This is a genomic window from Pseudomonas sp. QD4 (assembly GCF_049199125.1).
Classification (GTDB): domain Bacteria; phylum Pseudomonadota; class Gammaproteobacteria; order Pseudomonadales; family Pseudomonadaceae; genus Aquipseudomonas.
Genome location: NZ_JBLZOM010000001.1, coordinates 518,779 through 538,911 on the forward strand (window position 1 = coordinate 518,779; position 20,133 = coordinate 538,911).

A 20,133-nucleotide genomic window follows, 5' to 3' on the forward strand; every position below is an offset into this window, starting at 1 on the left:
ATGCCTACGCGAAGTGACGCACAATAATGCCCGTCTCTAAGGCAGACGCTCGATCGCGTCGTCACAACTAAGGATGGTGACCATGAATTACAAACATCTGCTGCCTGTAATCCTGTTGGCCGGTTGTGTTTCGCAACCCAACCACAATGGGGTCAATTGGGGGGAGGGAGCTTGCCCTAAACCGGCGCCGGAAAGCATCTCAGCCACCCATCATTTGGTGATTGAGGACGGTAAAACGCTGAAGTGCCAAATCCGACCTTATGTCTGGAACATGGCTTGCCAAGGGATTGTCGATGGCGAGAGTGATGGCGTTGTTTGCCAGGATGGCGCAGGGAACCAAATGATTTTCCTGTTTGATAACAATGGAATGCTGACTACTCATCGCAGCCTGAAGGCAGGCCGGGGCATTTAGATAGGGAATGCTGGCGTTCGTGCCTCAGCAAGACAAGCCTCTATGTCCAAGCAAACTCAACCCTGTGTGACGGGCATAGAGGATCCTCGCCGGCTGGCGTGAGTTGTTGAGGTGGGTGATATGCTTCGCTGCTTTTCAAACAAGGAGCGTAATGATGGCCAGTGAAAAACCTGAGGTCTTTCAGGAGTGGTTCACCGCCAAGCGTCGGCGTCGAGTTGGCGGCGTTTTACTTGTCGCGTGGATCGTCGGACTGGTTGTGCATCCAAGTACTAACTGGATCTACTTAATGATTCCCGGAATCATATTTTTCTTCAGTGCCTGGCCGGCTGAAGTTCACGATAAGCGTTGAGACGTTCTAGGACCGCGCAGCAAGAGCGATCTGCGGCGGTATTCAGAACCTCGACTGCCATTTTTTGATAGGAGTGTTTTCGCAATGGAACTGAAGTCATCGAACAAAAATATCCGAATCGTAGGCTGTGCCGGGGTCGTCGCAGGCGCGGCCATGGTCGCAACCAGCCAGGAGAGTTTCGTACATACTTTCGGGATGGGCATTCTTGCTGGAGGCTTGGTTTTTCTCGTGCTTCCGTTTTTCAGGACGACTTGGCGAAAGTAATCAAAACGCCAGTCAACCCAAAGCAAATAGCTTAATTACGGACCCTAAACACACAAGTGTCTGCATCTTGCCGCGAGTGTTGGCAGTAACCGCTGCCGGCGCTGGCTCGTCTGTTGATAATCTGACTTAAGGTCGATTCACCCAGCGCTTAGGCATTAACCGTACAAACCGGAAAGAAGGCATGAAAAGGATAGGAATGATCATGTTGGCTGTCGCAGCGCTTGCAGGCTGTGGCTCTCAACCGATCGATTACGCCGCTAAGGCGCAGCCAGGCATGACCCGGGAGCGTGCTGTATCGGTGGTTGAACAGGTGTTCTATGAGGACTTCAGCAAGAAGCGCCCTCAATATGTTGAGGTCACAGACGAATTCATCCTGCTTTCTGATGGGACTATTTCCAAAAGCTCGGGCTTTGCCACGGCCGCTCCTATTGGTAACGGCGCAATTGCCGCGGGCAACAGCACCACGGTCACCAAAGCGATGGGCCAGCGTATCTATTTCCGCTCGCTGGGCACTACCACCATTCACAAAACTCGCGGCCGCGAAGGGCGCTACACCGTAGTGATTCGCAGCGTTGACGGCAGCGGTCTGCGTAATGTGCACATGCGAACCCAGGCGACCGCCGAACAGTTTATTGATGCGGTGCAGTTTTTGAAGACCATCAGCCGGTAGCGAGCAACCATTGGCACCAAGACCCGCTTCGGCGGGTTTTTTTGATCCCGAAGTTCACGAGGCCTGCGCTATGAGGCATGAAAGAAAGGAGAGATAACCCAATGCAGGGAACGCCACAAAAACTAGATACAAAGCGCAAGATCAAAGTGAGCCTCTACAGAGGTTACTGGAGAAAACACAATCTAAGAGCCCGTAGCGAGGACCAACATGAGCTTATCGGCGAGGGTGGAGCGCTCGGCTCTGGGTAATCGCTTTCTGTATTGATGACGATTTGGGTCGATGATGGCAAAATGACGCCTCTTTTTTGGCGAGTCATTTCTCGCCCCAACCACTGACTCATGCGTACAGCGCGCTTCGCGACGGGCGTCAGAAACAGATAGCAAGGACACTATGAATCCCCTGTTCAAACTAGCGGCGGCTGTTGTTGCCGGTTCACTCCTCGCCGGCTGCGGCGGCGATAACTTCACAGGCGCTTACCGATTCAAGGCCCCCAACAGCGAGAGGACGATGGTCCTCAATGTCCACGGCGATGAAGCAGAGATTTTCGGGCAGGACGGGGCAGAGGGCCGTATCAAACCCTTGGTCAAAATGAAGGTCTCGGTCAAAGGTGAGAAGCTTCTTCTCGATGATGTGAACGGTACTGAGCGCCTGGCCCTGAAGCGTAACGTCGACGAGCGAAGCCTCGACTGCCTCAACTGCAAGGTGCTGGGCATCAAGGACGAGACGCTTTGGAAGTTTGATCCCAAAGGGCCTTATGACGTAGAGCAAATGCTCAAGGATCAGGCGCGCAAGGATGAGGAGGCACTGAATGCGAAAATGCAAAAGATGCAGGAGCAAATCCTGGAAGACGCCAAGCGGGGGCAGGCCGCCGCGAAGCTTGGCCCGTATGAAGGCGAGTGGGTCTACCAGCGCGTCAGCAAACAAGACCCGCTCAGCATTATGACCATTTGGCGCAAAAGTCAGATCAAACAGTGGTCGTTCAACTTTGAGAGCATGGATCGTCTGTCGCAGATGAATCCTGGATTTGAGGTCACCGACACTGGGCTGAAGATTGGAACTGAGCCAAAGGCTCATCTTTATACCCTCAGCGCTGACAAGAAATCACTGAGCTGCGTGGACTGCCCGCAACCACAGCGCTGGGCCAAGGCCGATCCCAATAAAGACCTTAGTGATCGACATTACGCTCGCCAGATGGCCGGCAGACGCTAACCAATAAGGACGCGCAGCGAGGCTTGGCGAGGCCGGCGGGCTTTCTGAGTTGCGCTGCGTTGTGGCTATCCCGGTAAGGCCTTTCGCAGGAAAGGCGGGCACCGGCGCCAGAGCACGTTCATTGTCTTTTGGCGGCACTTGGCTGCGGCGAGCACACCTGTTTGGATCGTCAGTCGGTATTCAAAATGGCATACATTTCAAAGTTGCCAGGGCGTCCGCGAACCATGCGAAACGATCTCAGTTTTCCTTCGTATTGGAATCCACACTTCACAAGAACCTTGGCTGAACCACGGTTGGTTTCAAGAACTGTGCCTTGCACCCGTATAAAGCCGTACTCCGTAAATGCCCATTGCGTTACAGACGAACAGACAGCGCTCGCAATACCTTTTCCCCAATACGCAGGCGCTAGATCATAAGCAATTTCCGCACTTCGGTTTGCTTCAGAAATGCTGTGGAAGCCGATGGTCCCGATCAGATTACCACTGGCTTGATTGATGATTGCCAGCCGTCTTATCGAGGAGGGTTGTGTCGAGTCTATCTCGTCAAACATGGGAAAAAGATCTTCCTCGGAACGCAAATTCCAACTGGTGTGTTGGGTAACCTCGCTGTTTGAAAGGTAGGCGTACCAGGCTTTTACATCCGTTCGCTCCAGTTGTCGGAGAGAGATATTCAGGAAGTCCACTGTGGGCGCTGTTGGAATCCTCATGCTGGGTAACTGATCCTTAGTTTGAGTGGAAACGTATTCTACGTGGTTTTTTAGCCACGACCTGAGTTCGGGAGTTGCAACGGGGCTGCATCTGCGTAGCGTTGTGGCGTACTGTGTCTTCCCTCTCCAACGTTGCGGTATTACTTATGTCTGATGAAGTTCGGCTGGTGGTGATCATTAATACCCAGTCAGGTCGAGGTTCCGAGCAACTGGCGGCTTTTGAACTGCTTGCGCCCTTGGTCCGAGCTGAGCCGGGGTGCATTCAATACGACATGCACCCCGTGGCCGGCAACAGCGACAGTTTTGTGTTGATCGAGAAGTGGGCATCAAAAGAAGCGCTGGCGGCTCACAATCTTGCGCCACATATGTTGGAGGCAGCCAAGCGTAACCCAACGTTTCGCGCGGGGCCGGCTACGGTGTTGCTGTTGCAGCCGGCAGTCTCTGTTTCATAAAACCATAGGTTGTCTTGGCCGCTTCTGGCTCATGCGCTGGGTGTTCTGCATGGGGCTGACAGGTATGGGGAATTCCCAGGATCAGCGCTTCGGCGAAAAGATCACCTTGACCGGAGCATCGTGTGTGTAAGTCACGGCAGCCGGCCCATAGCCGGGATTGAAGTCCGGATGCCAGGCTCTGAGTTCGGTATCTGAAACCCATTCGAGTTGCAGCTGGCTCTCAGGCACGCTGGCGTCGAACTGCGCCAGCGCGTTCACCGCTGATTGGCAGTCTGCCGATAGGCCGGATTCAAGAATGGAGACCTGTATCTTCTCGCTCCAGGTGATTGCACCGCTTTGGGGGCATTGGCGGACCTCGACATGGTATTGCCGACTTGGCGAAGGCAGGTCGGAAACGAGTTTGTTGGGGCCGCAGGCCGCCAATAAAACTGATAGGAAAAGCAGGCCTAGGGTATTTTTCTTCATCGCAGCATTCCAATTGCCAAGGGTTTTCTGGGTGGCCTGTCCGTAAGAGCTCCAGCCATCAGCTATTCCTGGCGTTGCTCCTGCTGGCACTGCTCGGAACCAGAGCCTGAAATGGACAGGCCGATGCTGACGGGGTCGACATCGCGCCTACCCACCGTCAGTACGGCCTCAGACGCGCCTTCCAGGCTCGCTCCCCGGGATGCCAGCCACTGGGATACTAAAACCTGCTGGCGCTCGTCATCGACGGTTTGGTCGATGGCGACCGAAGGCGGGCCATATCGCTGGGCGAGTAACCGGCTCAGTTCTTCGAAGCGGGCGCGGATAGCCGAGTCCTGCGTATCTCCCGGGATCTCGACCGCCGTGTAGATTTCGCAGAGGCCGGCCTCTTTACCGAACTTGAGGGACAACTCCTCAAACCCGGCAATGGGCCTTGGTGGGCGTTCGACCAGCAGAACGTTGCGTCGAGTGTCGCTGCCCAAGACCTGGGTGACGGCCCGGGCCTGCTCGATGGTCATTCCCATCTGCAGGCCGAAAGGCCCGGTGTAGATTGCCGCCGCTTCCTGTTTGCAGCCGGTCGTGGCCAGGGTGAGCAGCGACAGCAGAAGCGGGGCCAACGTGTATTTATTCATGGGAATTCCTCTTTCCAATGGCAGGTTAGCCGTTGCTTGACCGGGTCAACCAGGCATTTGCTTTGGACGTTGTACACGGCAATGCCAACCTGTGCTCGACACACTCCTTTGTTCCCTCGCTCAGGCAGGGCTTGAAATGAGGGGCGGGTTGCGAGTATTGCTTGGCGCCAATCAAAGGCAGGGAGCAGGCAGTGATCACAATTCGAGAAGCGACTACCGAAGATATTCAAGCACTGAGTGATATTGGCATAGAGACTTACCGAGAACATTTTTCGGACATCTGGACTGCCACAGGTATGCAAGACTTCCTGAACCAGGACTTCTCAATCGACGCACTTCAGAAGTCACTGCAGTTGCCCGCCGCCCATAGCTGGCTCTTGGCATCCGACGCAGAGGGCCGTGTTGTAGGCTTTGCAAAGATCAACTGGTCTAAACCGATGCCTGTATCAGCAGAGGTGGGCGCGGAATTGCAGAAAATCTACTTCCTGAAATCACAGGCAGGCAATGGCTACGGGAAGCAACTTCTGCAGGTCATTTGCCAGATGGCAAAAGAGCGTGATGAAGGCTTTATAGCGTTGGATGTTCTGAGGACCAATGCCAATGCGCAGCGCTTCTATGAACGCTTCGGGTTCGAGGCAGTGGGCGAAATACCCTTCAGTACCGACAAGGCTGAAATCGGAATGGTGGTGATGCGCCGCGACCTTTCCCGGTAGCGAACTTCACGCTCTAGGGGCGCCGCATTCCGAATAGTCTGTCCGGGTATCCAGCATGGATGAAAGCCCAGTAGCTGAAAAAGTGGGAGCCGTAGTAGCGTTATGCCTCCACTCAAATCGAAGGGATATGCCATGAGAAATCACATCAAGGAACCACTGGACCGCGTCAAAGCTCGATCTACATTTGCCTTGCAGCAGGCCAGCAAGCACAGCGACGAGATGCTCATCATCGTCAAGGCGCTGCATGACGCGATAGCAGGTCTGAGCGAGTCCATCGTGGTGCTCGAAAGCCACCTTGGGGATGTTGAAAAACAGCTTCGCTGATGGAGCGTTTCGCCCTTAGCCTAGACATGTCCTGACTGGGACTGCAGCCATTCCGGTATGAGTTGAAGGCCTGCAAGGTCAACAGGAACGGCGTTCACCGTCGAGCATTTCCTGGCCTTGGTTGGGCAGTCGTCATGAAAGCCGCCACGGGAGTACGCCGCTGGCGGTTTTTTATGGGATTCAAGTCGAGGAATGAACAGAGCAGCAGAATGAAACGCCATTCAAGGGACTACGGGCAGGGCTCAACCATGGGTGATGAGCTGCTGCTGATAGCCACCATTATCGACCGGTGCAGGGTACCGGCTTTCATCGATCAATGAGCGCAACTGCTGTGAGTGACTGGATTGCCTGAAGGCCACCTGACATTCGGCTGCGTCGAAAAAGCGTCGCAGATAAGGCAGGGCCAAATGGAGCACGGCTGGCTCGATTTTCAATGAGGCGCTCACGATGTCCAACTGATCGGTCAGGTCACGATATAGATCAATAACCAGGAAACTTTGCTTATCAGCGCACGGGTAAACATGCACGTCGCCGGCGCCAGCAGGCGTGTCGTCGAAGTAGGTATCGTAAAGTTCGGTAATGTTCAGCGCGATTCCCACGGCATTCAATGCGGCCGACAGATCGGCGTTGGGGATGTGCTTGTCTTCGATCCATGTGACCAGGTCGGGCATTGAGACGCAGATGTCGAACTCATTGGCACAGATGATAGGTGTCATGGAAGGCAGATCCTGGCAGTGAAAGCCGGTAATCGTAACACCTTGAGAGAAGAGCTCTTTTGCCAATCGCGTCGATGCGGTTATTTGCTGGGGGCTTGTGCAGCGTGCTCTGGGTAACGTCAGTCTCAGAAGGCAATAGGCTATTAGCACATCTGCCCTAATTGACCCTTATAGGCGCTCATTACTAAAGTCCTAAATGGCCCGGATATCGCCTCATAAGGTTCGGGCTATATGAGCGTGAAAGCGCCGGATTCGGAAAATCAGTGCGTACAACCATGGAACCGTTGAACTGCCTGCAAGCAACGGTCATCCAGGGTTGTCTGTGCCAGTAATTCTCCCCAGAAAAATAAATAAGCCTTGTTGATAGCAACAAGGCCCAAGGAATGGAACAGCACCATGCCATCGTTCTTCAATTTCAATAAGTACTTTGCCCTGCTGGCAACATTGTTGGCAGTTTCCACTTCGGTCAGAGCCGAAGGAAACCTCGTCGGAGACTGGTGGATTATCTACGGTACCGGCGTGGCCTCTCAAAACGTCATGTATGTGGCCGACCTAACTTCCGTGGTGCCGTCCAACAAGACCAAGGGTGCGAAAGTCGCGGCGGTCACCATTGTTTATGAAGACATGAACAAGCCGGTGATTGATGTGTACAACATGGAAGTCAAATGCGCCGAGCGCAAAATGCGCTTCCTCGATGGTCAATCGGTCAAACGCTTTGACTACAGCCTGCGGCATCTGACGGTGTCCACTCAATGGCAGGATGTAAAGGAACCTTGGGTACAACGCACCTTTGCCTTTGTCTGTGCACCGGGTAATCGCAATAAAAATGACATGCTTGCAATGGGCAAGATGGAATACATGCAAATGATTCAGACCGCCCAAGCAATGTTCGAAAAGATGGGGCCGAGCCAGAAAAGGAATCAGATGATAGATGACCTGGACACCCTGTTGGGCAATGAAAAATAAGTGGGAATTGGCGCATTGATCAGTAGCAGGAATGGCCAGTGTTCTTCCTTACATTCACCGGTCTTGGCGGGTCAAGAACCCGTCTTCAACAATTTTGTCTTGCCTATGATAAAGGAAGTAGTGATGTGCAAATGGATTAAGGCATTCTCACTGATATTCATCTTGCCTAGTGTTTTGCTTATCAACGGGTGCCACTTGATTGCCCAGTCTCGCTGGGAAGGACGAGACGTCCAGGAAGCCCTGGATTTATTTGGCAAACCCGATTCAATGCAGAAACAGAACGGCGCTGGCGGCGAAACGCTGGTTCTTCTGACTTGGTATAAATCTTCCAGCTGGACAACCACTGAAGCGGCCGGAACTTCAATGAATCACACGGGCAATGGGATGGTTTACACCGAGTATTACCAAACCGTTGGGCACAGCTCTGATTGCAAACTTGAGGCGACCGTCAATAAAGCCAAAAAAATCGTACTGTTCAGAATTGAGGACGGACGAATCCTGCATGGCAAATGTATAAATGTTCCTTTTGTACCTGGGTACATTCCGCCTGGGTTATAGACCAGGTATGCAGAACATGCTCGCCTGAATTAGCCGTGGTGGCGGGCCGGCGCAAGCCGGCCAAGCCGTATTGCGTCAGCAGCCCTGCGGAGTTTCTCCACGAGCAAGGCGGGCATTGATGTCATCGATGACTGTCGGCAGTTCGACGATGGTGTCGATCAGGTAGTGCGGGCGGGCGCCTTCGAACATGTGGGCGATACGGCCACGTTCTGTAGCCAGTTGCTCGTGAGGCAGCGCCTTGTACTGGTCGTAGGTCAAGCCCAGCGCGTTGCCGGAACAGGTCAGGGCGACGGTCCACATGCCGGCACTGCGGCCTTCGAGAATGCCGGGCCAGGTGTCGTCGACCTTGACGCAGGCGGCAACGTCACTGACTCCCAAGGCAATCACATTGGCCAAGGCCTGAGCTGGGTGCGGGCGTCCATTGGGCACTTCATCGGTCGCTACTACATGGTCGGCGACATAGCCGTTTTGTCGCGCCAACTCCACCACTTTGGCCATGACGACTGCCGGGTAACCGGAACACGAACCTATTTTCAGGCCCCTTTCGCGCAGCGCGCCGATGGCGTCCAGGGCTCCCGGAATCAGCGCCGAGTGCAAGGCGATCTTTTCGATCTGAAGCGGCATGAAGCGTTCATACAGCGCGGTGACGTCGGCATCGGTCGGCAGGCGACCGAAGACCGCACGATAGCGTTCGGCGATCTGCGGTTGGTTGCACAAGGTGCGGATGTGGTCCCACTTGCCCATGCCCATGGGGCCGCGGGCTTCTTCGAGCGAGACGGCAACGCCGAATTCACCGAAGGCTTCCACGAAGATTTGAGTGGGGGCGAAGGAGCCGAAATCAACGACGGTACCTGCCCAGTCCAGGACCACGGCTTGCAGTTGGGTAGGGTGTTGGTAGTGCATGGTGAGTCTCCATTTTTGCGGTAGGGTCCGGCCGTCCCTCTCATCTGCGAGAAGTAGGCCTTTGAATGGTGCAGCGCGTTAGTGGGTCAGGTTGTCGGCGTTGGACTTGAGTCGAACAGCTCGGCGATCATCGGCCGATTTCGGCGAATACCGAGGCAGCACAGGTGATAGTCGATGGAGAACGGGTGGTTAACAAAGGTGATCGGTTTGGTTCCCGGAGTTTCTGCGTACTCCACGGCGGACACGAAACCGATGCCGATGCCCTTGGCGATGGCGTGGACAATGGCTTCGCGACTGTTGAGCTGCATGACGCAGTTCAGGTCTACGTCCAGCCGCTTGCAGCTTTCCTCGACTAATTGACGGGTGCGTGAGCTTTTTTCGCGGAGTACCCACTTCTCGCCGCTGATTTGCTCGACCCGAACCTCGTCCTGGCTTGCCCAGGGGTGGTCGTCGCGAACCACCGCAATAATCGGATAGCGTCGGTAAAGCTGGGTATCAAAGCGCTGGTCGAATTCGGAGAGTGCAAGAATCGCCACATCGATATCGAAGTTGAACAAGCGGTCCAGTGTCTCTTTTTCAGGAGAAAACGACGTTTCCAGTTCAATGTCCGGGTGTTGCTGCATCAGCTCATACGTCAGGTTCATCGCAATCGGTGGGGAGACCGCACCCAGGCGCAACATGCCGGTTTTGCGTTGCTTGAAGCTTTGCAGAAGTTGCACGGCTTCATCTTCCTGGCCAAACAGGCCCTGGGTGATTCCATAGAGCTTGTGTCCCGCCGAACTCATCTCGATAAAGCGTCCACGACGATGGAAGAGCTCCACCGAGAATGTTTTCTCCAGCGCGTTTACCTGTTCACTGACCGTTGGCTGGCCGACGCTCAGGTATTGGGCGGCGAGTGTGAAGCTGCCGGTCTTCGCCACTGCATGAAAGGAGCGTAACCACTTGTGGTACTGGTACATGAAAAGATCCTGTTCGTGAGTGGTCAGCCGTGAGTCGTGTCTTTATGTTGAATAGTCAGCGTCGGATGAAAAGCGCGACCGCTGCACTGCACACACATGCCGACGTAACCACGATGAAGATCAACGATGTATTGCCGGTACTGTCGAGCATACTGCCGATCAACGGCTCTGCCAGGCCGGCAAACAGATAGGACGAGAAGTTCATGACTCCGGTTGCCGTGCCGGCCCGTTTTGCTCCGACCAGGTCGGGGCACAGGGCCCAGAAACTCGATGCGGGGCCGTAGACAAAGAAGCCGCAGAGAAACAATGCCACAAGCCCTATTGCGCTATGGGGGGGCAGGCTCCACATCCACAGGCTGGTTGCGGCGCCAAGGAACATGTAAAGCATGATTGCCAGGTAGCGCTTGGAGCCAAACAGCTTGTCCGAAACCCAGCCGTTACTGAGGGCACCAATCGCCATGCCCACCGGCAGGGCAACGGTAATCCACTTCGGATCGATCATGCTGTCGCCGCTTTTCCAGTTGGCCCCCAGAAAATGCACCGGCACCCAGACGATCAGGCCGTAGCGCGCAGCGTTCTGAAACCCCAGGGAGATGGCGGCGACGATCAAGCGGAAATTCTTGAGCACGGCTTTATAGCGTTGCGCGGAGGATTCGGCTTCGCCGTCTGCCACCTCGTGGTTTTTATCCTCGGCATTGGCGACGCCGGTATCGGCCAGCGCCTCGAAGCCCAGGTCCTGGGGGCGCTCACGAGCCACCAGGTAGAAAATGATGCCGCCGGCCAACATCAATAAAACCGGCAGCCGAAAGATCCAGCGCCATTCCAGTTGCAGCACCTCAAGCACAATGATTGAAGTCACGTAGGACAGGACTGAGGCGCACCCGGCGGCAAATACATAGAAGCCATACACCTTGCCGCGCTCGCCGGCACTCCACCAATTGGAGATCAACCGACTCCCCGGTGCCCAGCCCAGGGCCTGGAAGTAGCCGTTGATTCCCCAGGGCAAAATAAGGCCGACGAAGCCCGAGGCAAAGCTGGTCACCCAGTTAGCTCCACAGGACAGGACGGCGCCGAGGGTCATGATGCGGCGGCCGCCGAATTTGTCGGCGAGGTTACCGTTAATGGCTTGGCCGATAGCGTAGGCCCAGAGCATGGCCGCAGACGCCCAGCCCAGTGTTTCCTTGCTCAAGCCGAACTCGGCCTGGATCCCCGGAATGGCGAAGCCGAATGTTTGCCGTCCGGTGTAGAAAAACAAATAGCAGAACATGGCCGCCAGCAGCATGCGCCATTGGGCGACTCGGAACGGTGAAGTGCGGACGGCGAGACCAGGCATGGTGTAGGCACGATTCATGATCTTTTCCTTATTATTGTTCGTTCCCGCCGAGTGAGTTCGGAGGGTGCACTCTTTTCAGGGGCTGCAGGAAATCGTCGCGGCTCGTCATGCCGCTGACAGTGCTTGGGGGGGGGGTTGGGCTCTAGGCGGCTTGTGTGCCGATGAAGTTTTTGCCTCTGGCGCCCTGCATGGCGAAATTGACCATGTCTTCGGCCTCCGATGCCGTGACCCCATAGTCGGAAAACTCGGTTTTTACATCCAGGCTGTGCAGGAATTCACGTAACTGACCCTGAGCCTTTTGCAGGTCGTTACCGAATATGCGCTGCAGAGTCCGGTCGCGTGCGGCGTCGTGGCCCCAGGCCAGGCCCAGCACCAGCGGCAGGGTGAAGGAGCAGGCTATTCCGTGTGCCAGGCCGTAGCGCAAAGTCATTTCGTAGGAGATCGAATGGGCCAGGGCGGTTTTAGTATTGGAGAACGCCAATCCGGCCTTTAGCGCGGCCAATGCCATGCGCGAGCGCAGTTCATGGTTGGATAAGTCACGGCGCAGTTGCGGCAGGCATTCCAGAATGTCCTCGATGGCGGAGACGGCCAAGGTGTCCGAAACCGGGTTGGCATTGATGTTCCAGATCGACTCAAGGGCATGGGACAGCGCATCCAGCCCCGTTGAAACCGTGACCCCCGCCGGAACCGTGAGCATCAGTTGCGGGTCGATAATGGCCACTTTGGGCCAGGTGCATTCCAGGTGCAGGGAGTATTTCTTGTGGCTGGCCGAATCCCAGATCGTGGCCCAGGGAGTGACTTCGCTGCCGGTGCCCGCCGTGGTCGGAGCCGCGATCAGTACCTTGCTACGCACCGGGACGAACGTCTTTCCCGTGGACAGCAGCGCGAGCAATTCATCAAAGCGCCCCGACTCGGTGCCCACGATCAACGCTTTGGCCGTATCGATCGCGCTGCCACCCCCGACGGCGATGACCGTCTGGCAGTCGCCGGCCTGTTGCCAGAAACGATCGTAAGTGTCGCGCAGGTGGGCCACGTCCGGGTTGGGTTGGACATCGTCGATGACGTACACCAGGCGCTCGCCCAGCAAGTCATGAATCCGATCAAGCAACCCCAGGCCGCGAGCTTCAGGAAAGGTAACGAGAGCGACTTTCTGGTTTTCGGTGATAGCGACCAGTTCAATAAGGCTGTTCCAGCCAAAACGGGTGTCTACAGGGTTGTGGAATCGGGTGGTCATGGTGGGTCCCTGGTTTTTGTTGTTGGAAGTGGCCCCATACTCGGGGCCCTTCAACAACAGCTCAAATCGATAATTCGCAGGCTTTAATCGGCTGGCCCGATACCTGAGCCAGCAAGGCGCTTGTGTATGCGCTGGCTTCAGCGATGAGCTCCTCGCTGAATCGCATTGCGCAGTCTTCCGGAGACGGCATCGGCCGCGATCACCATCAGGGTGATGACGATGATGCAGGTGGCGGTTTCCTGATACTTGAAGAGCTTGAGACTGCTCACCAGCTCAAACCCGAGTCCGCCGGCACCGACCATGCCGAGCACGGTGGCCGAGCGCAGGTTGACTTCGAAGCGGTACAGGATCACGGCAATCCAGGCGGTGATGACTTGTGGCAACACGCCAAAAACGATGACCTGCAACGGTCGGGCACCGGTCGCCTGCAATGCCTCTATCGGGCCCTGATCAATCTCCTCGATGCTTTCGGCAAAGAACTTGCCCAGCATGCCCAGGCCGTGCAGCGCCAATGCCAGTACGCCAGGGAAGGGGCCCAGGCCAACGGCCGAGACGAATATCAACGCCAGGATCAGTTCGTTGATGCTGCGGGTCACGTTAAGGAACTGCCGGGTCGCAAGGAACACCAGGCGATTTCGGCTCAGGTTGCGTGCGGCGAGAAATGCCAGCGGAATGGCCAGTAACACGCCGAGCAGTGTGCCCCAGATCGCGATTTGCAGCGTTTCAACGGCGGGCGCCAGCAATCTTGGAAGGATGCTCAGGTCTGGTGGAACCGTGCGCGCCAGGAAATCGCCGATTTGCGGCAGACCGGCAGCCAGTTCACCCACGCTCAACTGCGCGCCCGCGGCGCTCCAGTGAAGTGTCAACACCACGGCCAGTACAACCGCGCACGTCGATAGCCAACCGCGGGTTCCGCGAGGCAGGTCCACGGTCCACAGATAGTTTTGCTGTTTCATGTTCAAACCCTCAGCTCTGTGGCTCGGATCAGCGGCTTGGCCGCTGTCGCCTCTGCATCCTCTGCCGACACTGCCTGGCCAGGGTAGATGCGCTGCAGATCAGCTTCGGTCATCTGGGCCGCGTTGCCGTCATACACCAGCTTGCCGTGGGCCAGGCCGACAATCCGATCCCCAAACTCGCGGGCGTAATCAACCTGGTGCAGGTTGCACACCACTGTGATCCCCAATTCATGGGTGGCATCGCGCAGGTATTGCAGCACCAGGCGCGCCGTGTTCGGGTCGAGACTGGCCACCGGCTCGTCCGCCAGGATCACCTTCGGTCGTTGCGCCAGGGCCCGGGCAATGCCTACCCGCTGCATCTGCCCTCCGGACAGTGCATCGGTGCGCTCCCGGGCTTTATGCACCAGCTCCACGCGCTCCAGGCATTGCATGGCCAACGCCACATCTTCGCGACTGAACAGCTGCAAGATCGAGGTCAAGGTAGACACTGCGCCCAGGCGGCCGGTGAGCACATTTTTCAATACGCTGAGGCGTGGCACGACGTTGTGGTGCTGGAAGATCATTGCCGCCTGACGTCGCAGGGCGCTGGTATCGCGACAGGTCAGTGCATCCATGCCCGCCACGGTAAGCGTCCCGGAATCAGCCTGGACCAGTCGATTGATACAGCGCAGCAACGTCGACTTGCCCGCGCCGGATTGGCCCAGCACCACCACAAACTCACCGGCGGCGACGTCCAGGTCGACACCGCGCAAGACCGTGTTGGAGCCGTAATGCTTGGTCAGTTGGCGGATGCTGATCATTTCAGTCTCCGCAAATCGAGGTCGAGGACCTTGGCGGTTTCGCGTACCACGTCGTAAGCCGCATCAGTGGTGGGCTGGAAGCCATCCAGTTGGCCTTGGTCACCCCAAGGCACGTCCTTGATCGAAGCCAGGGCCGCAGCGACTTTCTCTTTAAGCGCCGGGTCGAGATTTTTGCGCCAGACCATTGGCGACTCCGGAATCGGCCGCGAACTCCAAACCACCTGGAGGTCATCGTCTTTGACCAGGCCTCTGGCCACCGCGTTGGCAAGAATGCGGTCCGCCACTGCAGCAGCGTCGACCTTGCGGTTCGCGACCGCGAGGATGCTGGCGTCATGGGAGCCGGAGAAGATTACCCGTGAAAACAGTTTTTCCGGATCGAAGCCGGCCTGCTCCAGCCCGGCCTTGGGGAATAGGTGACCGGATGCAGAGCTTGGGTCGACAAAGGCGAAGGTATGGCCCTTGAGGTCGGACAATTCACCAATCCCACTGTCCTTGTGCGCCAGGATCAGGCTGCGGTAGGCGCTCTGGCCGGTTTTTTTGGTGACCGCCACCGCGAAGGCCTCGACATCGGCCACCGACGTAGCCAGCACATAGGAGAACGGACCGAGATAGGCCACGTCCAGTTTGCCGGCCCGCAATGCTTCGATGATGCCGTTGTAGTCGGTCGCGACAAAGGGCTCGACGGGCATGCCCAGCTTTTTCTCCAGGCTGCTGAGTACCTGCTTGCTGGACTCGATCATTGCCTGGGAGTCCTCTGATGGGATCAGGCCAATTCTCAGCTTGTCGTTCGCCGAGGCTTGGCAGGCAGCGCTTATCGAGAGGCAGGCAATAGCGGCGATACGCAAGAATCTGGAGAAATTGTTCATGGCATTCCAGGAGGTTGGTTGATGTGGCCTCAGGCTAGAAATGTCACGTGACAGTCATACGATCAATTCAATATGGATTTCAGCACTCAACTATTGATGGGATCTATGGATGTCCACCGCAAAGATGCGCGCCTTTCTCGCCGTGGCCCGCCACGCAAGTTTCAGCGCTGGCGCACGGGCGCTGGGGCTCAGCCAGCCGACGTTGACCACCCAGGTGCAGAGCCTGGAGCGCCAGTACAATCTGGAACTGTTCAATCGCCGGGGACGGCGCATCGAGTTGTCGGATGTCGGCCGGCAGTTGCTGCCGATCGCTCAAGCAATGGCGGCGCTGGACCTGGATGCGCACAACCTGCTGCGTGACTCCGGTCAGCTGGACAGTGGCCAGTTGAAGCTTGGCGCGGTCGGCCCCTTTCACGTGATCGAAATGGTGGATAACTACCTTCAGCGCCATCCGCGCATCGACGTGTCGATCCGGGTCGGCAACTCGGCCCAAGTGCTGGCTGATCTTGAAAACTATGTGACGGATATTGCGGTGCTTGCCGGTCGAAACGATGATCCAGGGCTCTGCTCGGTGTATTACGCGCGCCACCCGATCATTCTGTTTGCCCACCATGAGCATCCTTTTGCCGGGCGTGGTTCAGTGCGCCTGGAGGAGCTGGAAGGTCAACGGCTGCTGCAACGCGAGCCTGGGTCGACCACGCGCCTGGTCCTGGAACAGGCGTTGCTCGCGGCAGCAATCGTTCCGCGCATCGCCATGGAAATCGGCAGTCGCGAAGCCTTGCGCGAGGCCGTGGTGCGGGGGCTGGGGCTGGGTGTTGTCTCCGAGGCCGAGTTCATTGCCGATCCTCGTATTCGCACGATCCGCATTGCGGGCGATCCGCTCTACACCGAAACCTATCTCTATTGCCTGGCGGAGCGACGTTCCAGTCGGCTGATCAGCTCGTTTTTCGATGTGGTTCTGGCTTAGCCGGTAACTGCCCGGGACCTGAGGATGTTACTGCCCCACGGCATGAGCTCAGATGCGCTCCAGCATGGAGAATTGACTGCTGAGCCAACTGTAGAGCTGAGTCACCGCTGGCGAAATCTGTTTACGGTGCGGGCACACCAGGCTTAACGGCGAAGCGTCGCCGGGGTACTCAGGCAGTAGCACCACCAGGCGTCCAGCCGCTACATCGCTGCTGACATCAAGCCAGGATTTGTTGGCGATACCTTCTCCGCCCAGGGCCCAGCGTCGGACCACATCGGCGTCGTCACTGAACAGGGGGCCGCTCACCTGGATCGACTGGTTACCCAGGCGCCACTTGTCGTAGACCCGGCCGTTTTGCAGGTAGAGCAAGCACGGATGGCGGCTCAGGTCATCCGGGGTGCTCGGGTATCCATGGCGCTCGACATAGTCTGTGGAAGCGACCAGCACCCTGCGATTCCAGGGCGCCAGGGGCAGGGCAACATAGTTGGCATCTTCATTCGATCCGTACCGTATCGCCACATCGACCGGTTCGCGAAACAGATCCGCCACCTGGTCGGAGAGGACAAAACGCAAGCTGAGTTCCGGATGCTGGCGGCGGAATGCCGAGAGCCATGGCAGCAGAATATTGCGCCCCAGATCGGACGGTGCCGCCACTTGCAGTACTCCACGAAGACGGGCATTTGCTCCGTGCAGGCTTTCCTCTCCTTGCTTCAAGGTCTCAAGCACAGAGAGGGCGGTGGGCAGGTACTGCTCACCCTCGGCAGTCAATCTGAGGCTGCGGGTGGTGCGGGCGAACAAACGCACATCCAGCTCGCGCTCCAGGCGCTTGATCGCCGCTGCAACCTGGCCAGGTAACAGATCTGCTTCCAGTGCTGCGGCGGTGAAGCTGCCCAGTGCGGCGCTGCGCACGAACAGGCCAAGGTCATCAATACGGATCATTTTCACTCCTGCAGTGAAAGTGTTGGCGCATTCTGCAGGTTTTTCTTTGCCCATGGGAAGCCGAAGATGATCGCAATTGAGCGCATCAGCCCTTCATACAGCGAGTGTCCATGAAAGCGATTTCCTTTACCCAACACGCCTTGTCCATCGAAGATCCTCAGGCACTGCAGGATATTGACGTTCCTGTGCCGACTCCTGGTCCCAGAGATCTGCTGGTGGAAGTGCAGGCGGTTTCAGTCAACCCGGTCGACACCAAAGTGCGTGCTGGGACTTTCACCAGAGAACCGAAAATCCTGGGCTGGGATGCCGCAGGTATCGTCCGTGAAGTGGGCGCTGAAGTGACACTGTTTCATCCCGGCGATGAAGTGTTCTACGCGGGCTCCATTGTCCGCGCCGGCAGCTATAGCCAATTGCACCTGGTGGATGAGCGAATTGTCGGGCATAAGCCGCGATCGTTAGGTGCAGCCTCCGCTGCAGCGTTGCCGCTGACGTCGATAACTGCCTGGGAACTGCTGTTTGACCGCCTGGGGGTCGCCGAGGAGTCAGGGCAGGGCGAGTGTCTGCTGATCATCGGTGCGGCCGGTGGCGTTGGTTCGATGCTGGTGCAACTGGCCCGCCAGTTGACCCGGCTGACCGTTATCGGTACCGCTTCGCGGGCGGAGACCGCAGATTGGGTTCGGCACATGGGGGCCCACCATGTGATCGACCACAGCCAGCCACTGCTTCCCCAGTTGGAAGCACTGGGAGTGGCAGAGGTCAGCTATGTGGCCAGCCTGACCCATACCGAGCTGCACCTTTTGCAGTTGATCGAGGTGCTGCGTCCGCAGGGGCGCCTGGCTGTGATCGACGACCCGCAGAGCCTGGATGTAATGCCCCTCAAGCGAAAGTCCCTGTCGTTGCACTGGGAACTCATGTTTACCCGCTCGCTGTTCGAAACCCCGGACATGATCAAGCAGCACCACTTGCTCAATCGCGTTTCCAACCTGATCGATCAGGGCGTTTTACGAACCACCCTGGGGGAGCACTTCGGCCTCATCAATGCCGCCAACATGCGCCGCGCCCATGGGCTGGTCGAGAGCGGCAAAGCCAAAGGCAAGATCGTTCTCGAAGGTTTCTGATCATCGTCCCCACACCTGCAGGTGGGCCGCTGACAGGCCCATCGGGAGCACACCATGCGCATTAAAAACCTACCCGCAGTACTCGCGATAGTCTCGGCAGCGGTGTTCGCCGTGCCGATGACCCATGCAATAACCGCCGTCGGATTGGCTGAAGATGCACCCGCCGACAAAGCCTTCGGCAAGCTTGAGCAGGTCCATGCTTTTTACGATGCCATGCCCACGGGGGTGACCGTCAGTGAGACCGGACGGATTTTCGTCAACTTCCCACGCTGGGGCGACACGGTGCCGTTTACGGTGGGTGAAATTCGCGATGGAAAGGTGGTGGCCTACCCCAATGCGCAGATCAACCAGGAGAACCCTCGGGATCCGGGCGATGGTTTGATCAGCGTGCAAAGTGTCGTGGCCGATGGTCAGGGCCGTGTCTGGTTGCTCGACACCGCGGCTCCCGGGTTCTCGGATCCGAAGCCGCGCGGGGCGAAACTGGTGGCGGTGGATCTTGCCAGCAACCGTATCGTCAAGCGGCTGGTGTTTCCGGATAACGTCATGTTGCCCAGCACCTATGTCAATGACATGCGCTTTGACTTTCGCACGGGAACGCAAGGCACGGTCTATATCACCGACTCCTCCCTGCGTGGCCCCGGCGCGATCATTGTCATGGATATCGCCAGCGGACGTGCCATCCGGCGCTTGAGCGGCGGCCCGGCCACCTCGGTTGCCCCAGGATTTGTGCCGGTCGTCGAAGGCTTGCCAGTCATGGTCGATGGACCGAATGGTGAGCGCAAGCCGCTGGCGGTAGCCTCGGACGGTATCGCCTTGTCAGCAGACGGGAACACCCTCTACTTCACGCCACTGTCCAGTCGGCATCTGTTTGCTGTCTCCACGGCGTTGCTGCGCGATGCCAACGTCAGCGAACAGCAGCTTGCCGCCGCGGTGCAGGACCTGGGGGAAAAAGGCGCCTCCGATGGTTTGGAAGCCGACGCCGACGGCGCCATTTACGCGGGGGACTACGAGCACAACGCCATCCGCAAGCGCCTGCCTGACGGGCGTTGGCAAACACTGGTGCACGATCCCCGGTTGCTCTGGCCCGACACCCTGGCAATTGGTCCGGATGGTTATCTGTACTTCACCGCGAACCAATTGCACCGCCAGGCAGTGTTCCGTTCCGGCCAGGATCAGCGGGAAAAGCCCTACAGCCTGATGCGGCTCAAAATCGACGCCGCGCCAGCGCCAACCCGCTGATCGCACCCCATGCCACCGTTTACATAATGCGAACCCTGGAGAGTTTGATGATGAATGCGTCCCATCAGGCAGTGGTCTCGATTGCAGTGCTCAAGGCCAAGACCGGCCAACGGCAGGCGTTGAAAGAGGCGTTGTTGGCACTGATAGAACCGACCCGGGCGGAACCTGGAAACCTTGATTACGTGCTGTTCGAGCTGCGCGATGAGCACGGAACGTTCTATATGCGCGAAGCCTTCAAGGATCAAGCCGCGCTCGATGCTCATTTCGCCATGCCGTACTTTCAACGCTTTGCCGCCACGGCCGGCGCGCTTTTGGATGAGCCGTTGCAACTGATATTTCTTGAGCAAGTTTCGGCCTAGCCCAGTTGCCAATTTCAGTCGTCCACT

The 20,133-nt window shown here is 57.3% G+C and carries 25 protein-coding genes; 13 read left to right on the forward strand and 12 right to left on the reverse strand.

Annotation, left to right across the window (positions count from 1 at the left end; translation table 11 throughout):
* Window positions 1-82: 82 nt before the first annotated feature.
* The 4 genes from ACOZJV_RS02280 to ACOZJV_RS02295 all read left to right on the forward strand — a co-directional run bounded on the left by ACOZJV_RS02280 (window position 83) and on the right by ACOZJV_RS02295 (window position 2,904).
* Window positions 83-412, forward strand: a complete 330-nt coding sequence (locus ACOZJV_RS02280; protein ID WP_201131055.1) for a hypothetical protein — start codon at window positions 83-85, stop codon at window positions 410-412.
* 154 nt (window positions 413-566) lie between these two features.
* A complete protein-coding gene (locus tag ACOZJV_RS02285) occupies window positions 567-761 on the forward strand; it encodes a hypothetical protein (RefSeq protein WP_078473052.1) in 195 nt (64 codons plus the stop codon).
* 466 nt (window positions 762-1,227) lie between these two features.
* Window positions 1,228-1,695 carry a hypothetical protein gene (locus ACOZJV_RS02290; RefSeq protein WP_201131054.1) on the forward strand — a complete coding sequence of 156 codons (468 nt, stop codon included), beginning with the start codon at window positions 1,228-1,230 and terminating at the stop codon, window positions 1,693-1,695.
* 390 nt (window positions 1,696-2,085) lie between these two features.
* Complete coding sequence (locus ACOZJV_RS02295) at window positions 2,086-2,904, forward strand: hypothetical protein (protein WP_421546713.1); 819 nt, start codon at window positions 2,086-2,088, stop codon at window positions 2,902-2,904.
* A gap of 169 nt (window positions 2,905-3,073) precedes the next feature.
* Here ACOZJV_RS02295 and ACOZJV_RS02300 read toward each other — a convergent pair whose 3' ends face one another.
* Window positions 3,074-3,610: a GNAT family N-acetyltransferase gene (locus tag ACOZJV_RS02300; protein WP_421546714.1), complete on the reverse strand. Its 537-nt coding sequence runs from the start codon at window positions 3,608-3,610 to the stop codon at window positions 3,074-3,076.
* Window positions 3,611-3,756: 146 nt separating this feature from the next.
* Between ACOZJV_RS02300 and ACOZJV_RS02305 the strand changes: the two genes are divergently transcribed.
* Window positions 3,757-4,062: a putative quinol monooxygenase gene (locus ACOZJV_RS02305; RefSeq protein WP_078473048.1), complete on the forward strand. Its 306-nt coding sequence runs from the start codon at window positions 3,757-3,759 to the stop codon at window positions 4,060-4,062.
* 81 nt (window positions 4,063-4,143) lie between these two features.
* Here the strand turns inward: ACOZJV_RS02305 and ACOZJV_RS02310 are convergent, their stop codons facing one another.
* Together ACOZJV_RS02310 and ACOZJV_RS02315 are read right to left on the reverse strand one after the other, a co-directional pair.
* On the reverse strand, window positions 4,144-4,527 hold the full coding sequence (locus tag ACOZJV_RS02310) for a hypothetical protein (protein ID WP_421546715.1): 384 nt from the start codon (window positions 4,525-4,527) through the stop codon (window positions 4,144-4,146).
* 62 nt (window positions 4,528-4,589) lie between these two features.
* The gene (locus ACOZJV_RS02315) at window positions 4,590-5,156 is read right to left on the reverse strand and encodes a hypothetical protein (RefSeq protein ID WP_421546716.1); all 567 of its coding nucleotides are present in this window, start codon (window positions 5,154-5,156) and stop codon (window positions 4,590-4,592) included.
* A 191-nt stretch (window positions 5,157-5,347) separates the two neighbouring features.
* Here ACOZJV_RS02315 and ACOZJV_RS02320 point away from each other — a divergent pair, with 191 nt between their 5' ends.
* Window positions 5,348-5,869, forward strand: a complete 522-nt coding sequence (locus ACOZJV_RS02320; protein ID WP_078473108.1) for a GNAT family N-acetyltransferase — start codon at window positions 5,348-5,350, stop codon at window positions 5,867-5,869.
* Between the two features lie 132 nt (window positions 5,870-6,001).
* Entirely contained in the window at window positions 6,002-6,193 is a 192-nt protein-coding gene (locus ACOZJV_RS02325; protein ID WP_421546717.1) for a hypothetical protein, read from the forward strand.
* Window positions 6,194-6,435: 242 nt separating this feature from the next.
* Here the strand turns inward: ACOZJV_RS02325 and ACOZJV_RS02330 are convergent, their stop codons facing one another.
* Window positions 6,436-6,909, reverse strand: coding sequence for a hypothetical protein (locus ACOZJV_RS02330; protein ID WP_421546718.1), 474 nt, complete (start codon window positions 6,907-6,909; stop codon window positions 6,436-6,438).
* 396 nt (window positions 6,910-7,305) lie between these two features.
* Here ACOZJV_RS02330 and ACOZJV_RS02335 point away from each other — a divergent pair, with 396 nt between their 5' ends.
* Both ACOZJV_RS02335 and ACOZJV_RS02340 read left to right on the forward strand, forming a co-directional pair.
* A complete protein-coding gene (locus tag ACOZJV_RS02335; protein WP_421546719.1) occupies window positions 7,306-7,875 on the forward strand; it encodes a hypothetical protein in 570 nt (189 codons plus the stop codon).
* 123 nt (window positions 7,876-7,998) lie between these two features.
* Window positions 7,999-8,433 carry a hypothetical protein gene (locus ACOZJV_RS02340; protein WP_201131047.1) on the forward strand — a complete coding sequence of 145 codons (435 nt, stop codon included), beginning with the start codon at window positions 7,999-8,001 and terminating at the stop codon, window positions 8,431-8,433.
* Window positions 8,434-8,508: 75 nt separating this feature from the next.
* Here ACOZJV_RS02340 and phnX read toward each other — a convergent pair whose 3' ends face one another.
* The 7 genes from phnX to phnD all read right to left on the reverse strand — a co-directional run bounded on the left by phnX (window position 8,509) and on the right by phnD (window position 15,484).
* Complete coding sequence (gene phnX / locus ACOZJV_RS02345; RefSeq protein WP_421546720.1) at window positions 8,509-9,336, reverse strand: phosphonoacetaldehyde hydrolase; 828 nt, start codon at window positions 9,334-9,336, stop codon at window positions 8,509-8,511.
* A gap of 86 nt (window positions 9,337-9,422) precedes the next feature.
* Window positions 9,423-10,295, reverse strand: coding sequence for a LysR substrate-binding domain-containing protein (locus tag ACOZJV_RS02350; protein ID WP_078473042.1), 873 nt, complete (start codon window positions 10,293-10,295; stop codon window positions 9,423-9,425).
* 55 nt (window positions 10,296-10,350) lie between these two features.
* Window positions 10,351-11,646, reverse strand: a complete 1,296-nt coding sequence (locus ACOZJV_RS02355) for an MFS transporter (RefSeq protein WP_201131044.1) — start codon at window positions 11,644-11,646, stop codon at window positions 10,351-10,353.
* 124 nt (window positions 11,647-11,770) lie between these two features.
* Window positions 11,771-12,862 carry an iron-containing alcohol dehydrogenase PsrA gene (psrA, locus tag ACOZJV_RS02360; protein ID WP_078473107.1) on the reverse strand — a complete coding sequence of 364 codons (1,092 nt, stop codon included), beginning with the start codon at window positions 12,860-12,862 and terminating at the stop codon, window positions 11,771-11,773.
* A 137-nt stretch (window positions 12,863-12,999) separates the two neighbouring features.
* Complete coding sequence (gene phnE / locus ACOZJV_RS02365) at window positions 13,000-13,818, reverse strand: phosphonate ABC transporter, permease protein PhnE (RefSeq protein WP_078473040.1); 819 nt, start codon at window positions 13,816-13,818, stop codon at window positions 13,000-13,002.
* 2 nt (window positions 13,819-13,820) lie between these two features.
* Window positions 13,821-14,618, reverse strand: coding sequence for a phosphonate ABC transporter ATP-binding protein (gene phnC, locus ACOZJV_RS02370; protein WP_421546721.1), 798 nt, complete (start codon window positions 14,616-14,618; stop codon window positions 13,821-13,823).
* A complete protein-coding gene (gene phnD, locus ACOZJV_RS02375) occupies window positions 14,615-15,484 on the reverse strand; it encodes a phosphonate ABC transporter substrate-binding protein (RefSeq protein ID WP_421546722.1) in 870 nt (289 codons plus the stop codon). Before phnD ends, phnC begins: the two co-directional genes overlap by 4 nt.
* A gap of 109 nt (window positions 15,485-15,593) precedes the next feature.
* Between phnD and ACOZJV_RS02380 the strand changes: the two genes are divergently transcribed.
* Window positions 15,594-16,451 carry a LysR substrate-binding domain-containing protein gene (locus ACOZJV_RS02380; RefSeq protein WP_421546723.1) on the forward strand — a complete coding sequence of 286 codons (858 nt, stop codon included), beginning with the start codon at window positions 15,594-15,596 and terminating at the stop codon, window positions 16,449-16,451.
* 48 nt (window positions 16,452-16,499) lie between these two features.
* Here the strand turns inward: ACOZJV_RS02380 and ACOZJV_RS02385 are convergent, their stop codons facing one another.
* Window positions 16,500-17,390: a LysR family transcriptional regulator gene (locus tag ACOZJV_RS02385; RefSeq protein WP_078473036.1), complete on the reverse strand. Its 891-nt coding sequence runs from the start codon at window positions 17,388-17,390 to the stop codon at window positions 16,500-16,502.
* Window positions 17,391-17,500: 110 nt separating this feature from the next.
* On the opposite strand from ACOZJV_RS02385, the gene ACOZJV_RS02390 reads away from it, so the two are divergent.
* Genes ACOZJV_RS02390 through ACOZJV_RS02400 form a run of 3 tightly spaced genes read left to right on the forward strand, consistent with a single transcriptional unit; the run spans window position 17,501 to window position 20,106 of the window.
* On the forward strand, window positions 17,501-18,508 hold the full coding sequence (locus ACOZJV_RS02390; protein WP_421546724.1) for a zinc-binding alcohol dehydrogenase family protein: 1,008 nt from the start codon (window positions 17,501-17,503) through the stop codon (window positions 18,506-18,508).
* A gap of 54 nt (window positions 18,509-18,562) precedes the next feature.
* Complete coding sequence (locus ACOZJV_RS02395) at window positions 18,563-19,747, forward strand: L-dopachrome tautomerase-related protein (protein WP_421546725.1); 1,185 nt, start codon at window positions 18,563-18,565, stop codon at window positions 19,745-19,747.
* A 50-nt stretch (window positions 19,748-19,797) separates the two neighbouring features.
* Window positions 19,798-20,106 (forward strand): putative quinol monooxygenase, encoded by a 309-nt coding sequence (locus tag ACOZJV_RS02400; protein WP_421547570.1) that lies wholly within the window; start codon window positions 19,798-19,800, stop codon window positions 20,104-20,106.
* Window positions 20,107-20,133 lie beyond the last annotated feature (27 nt).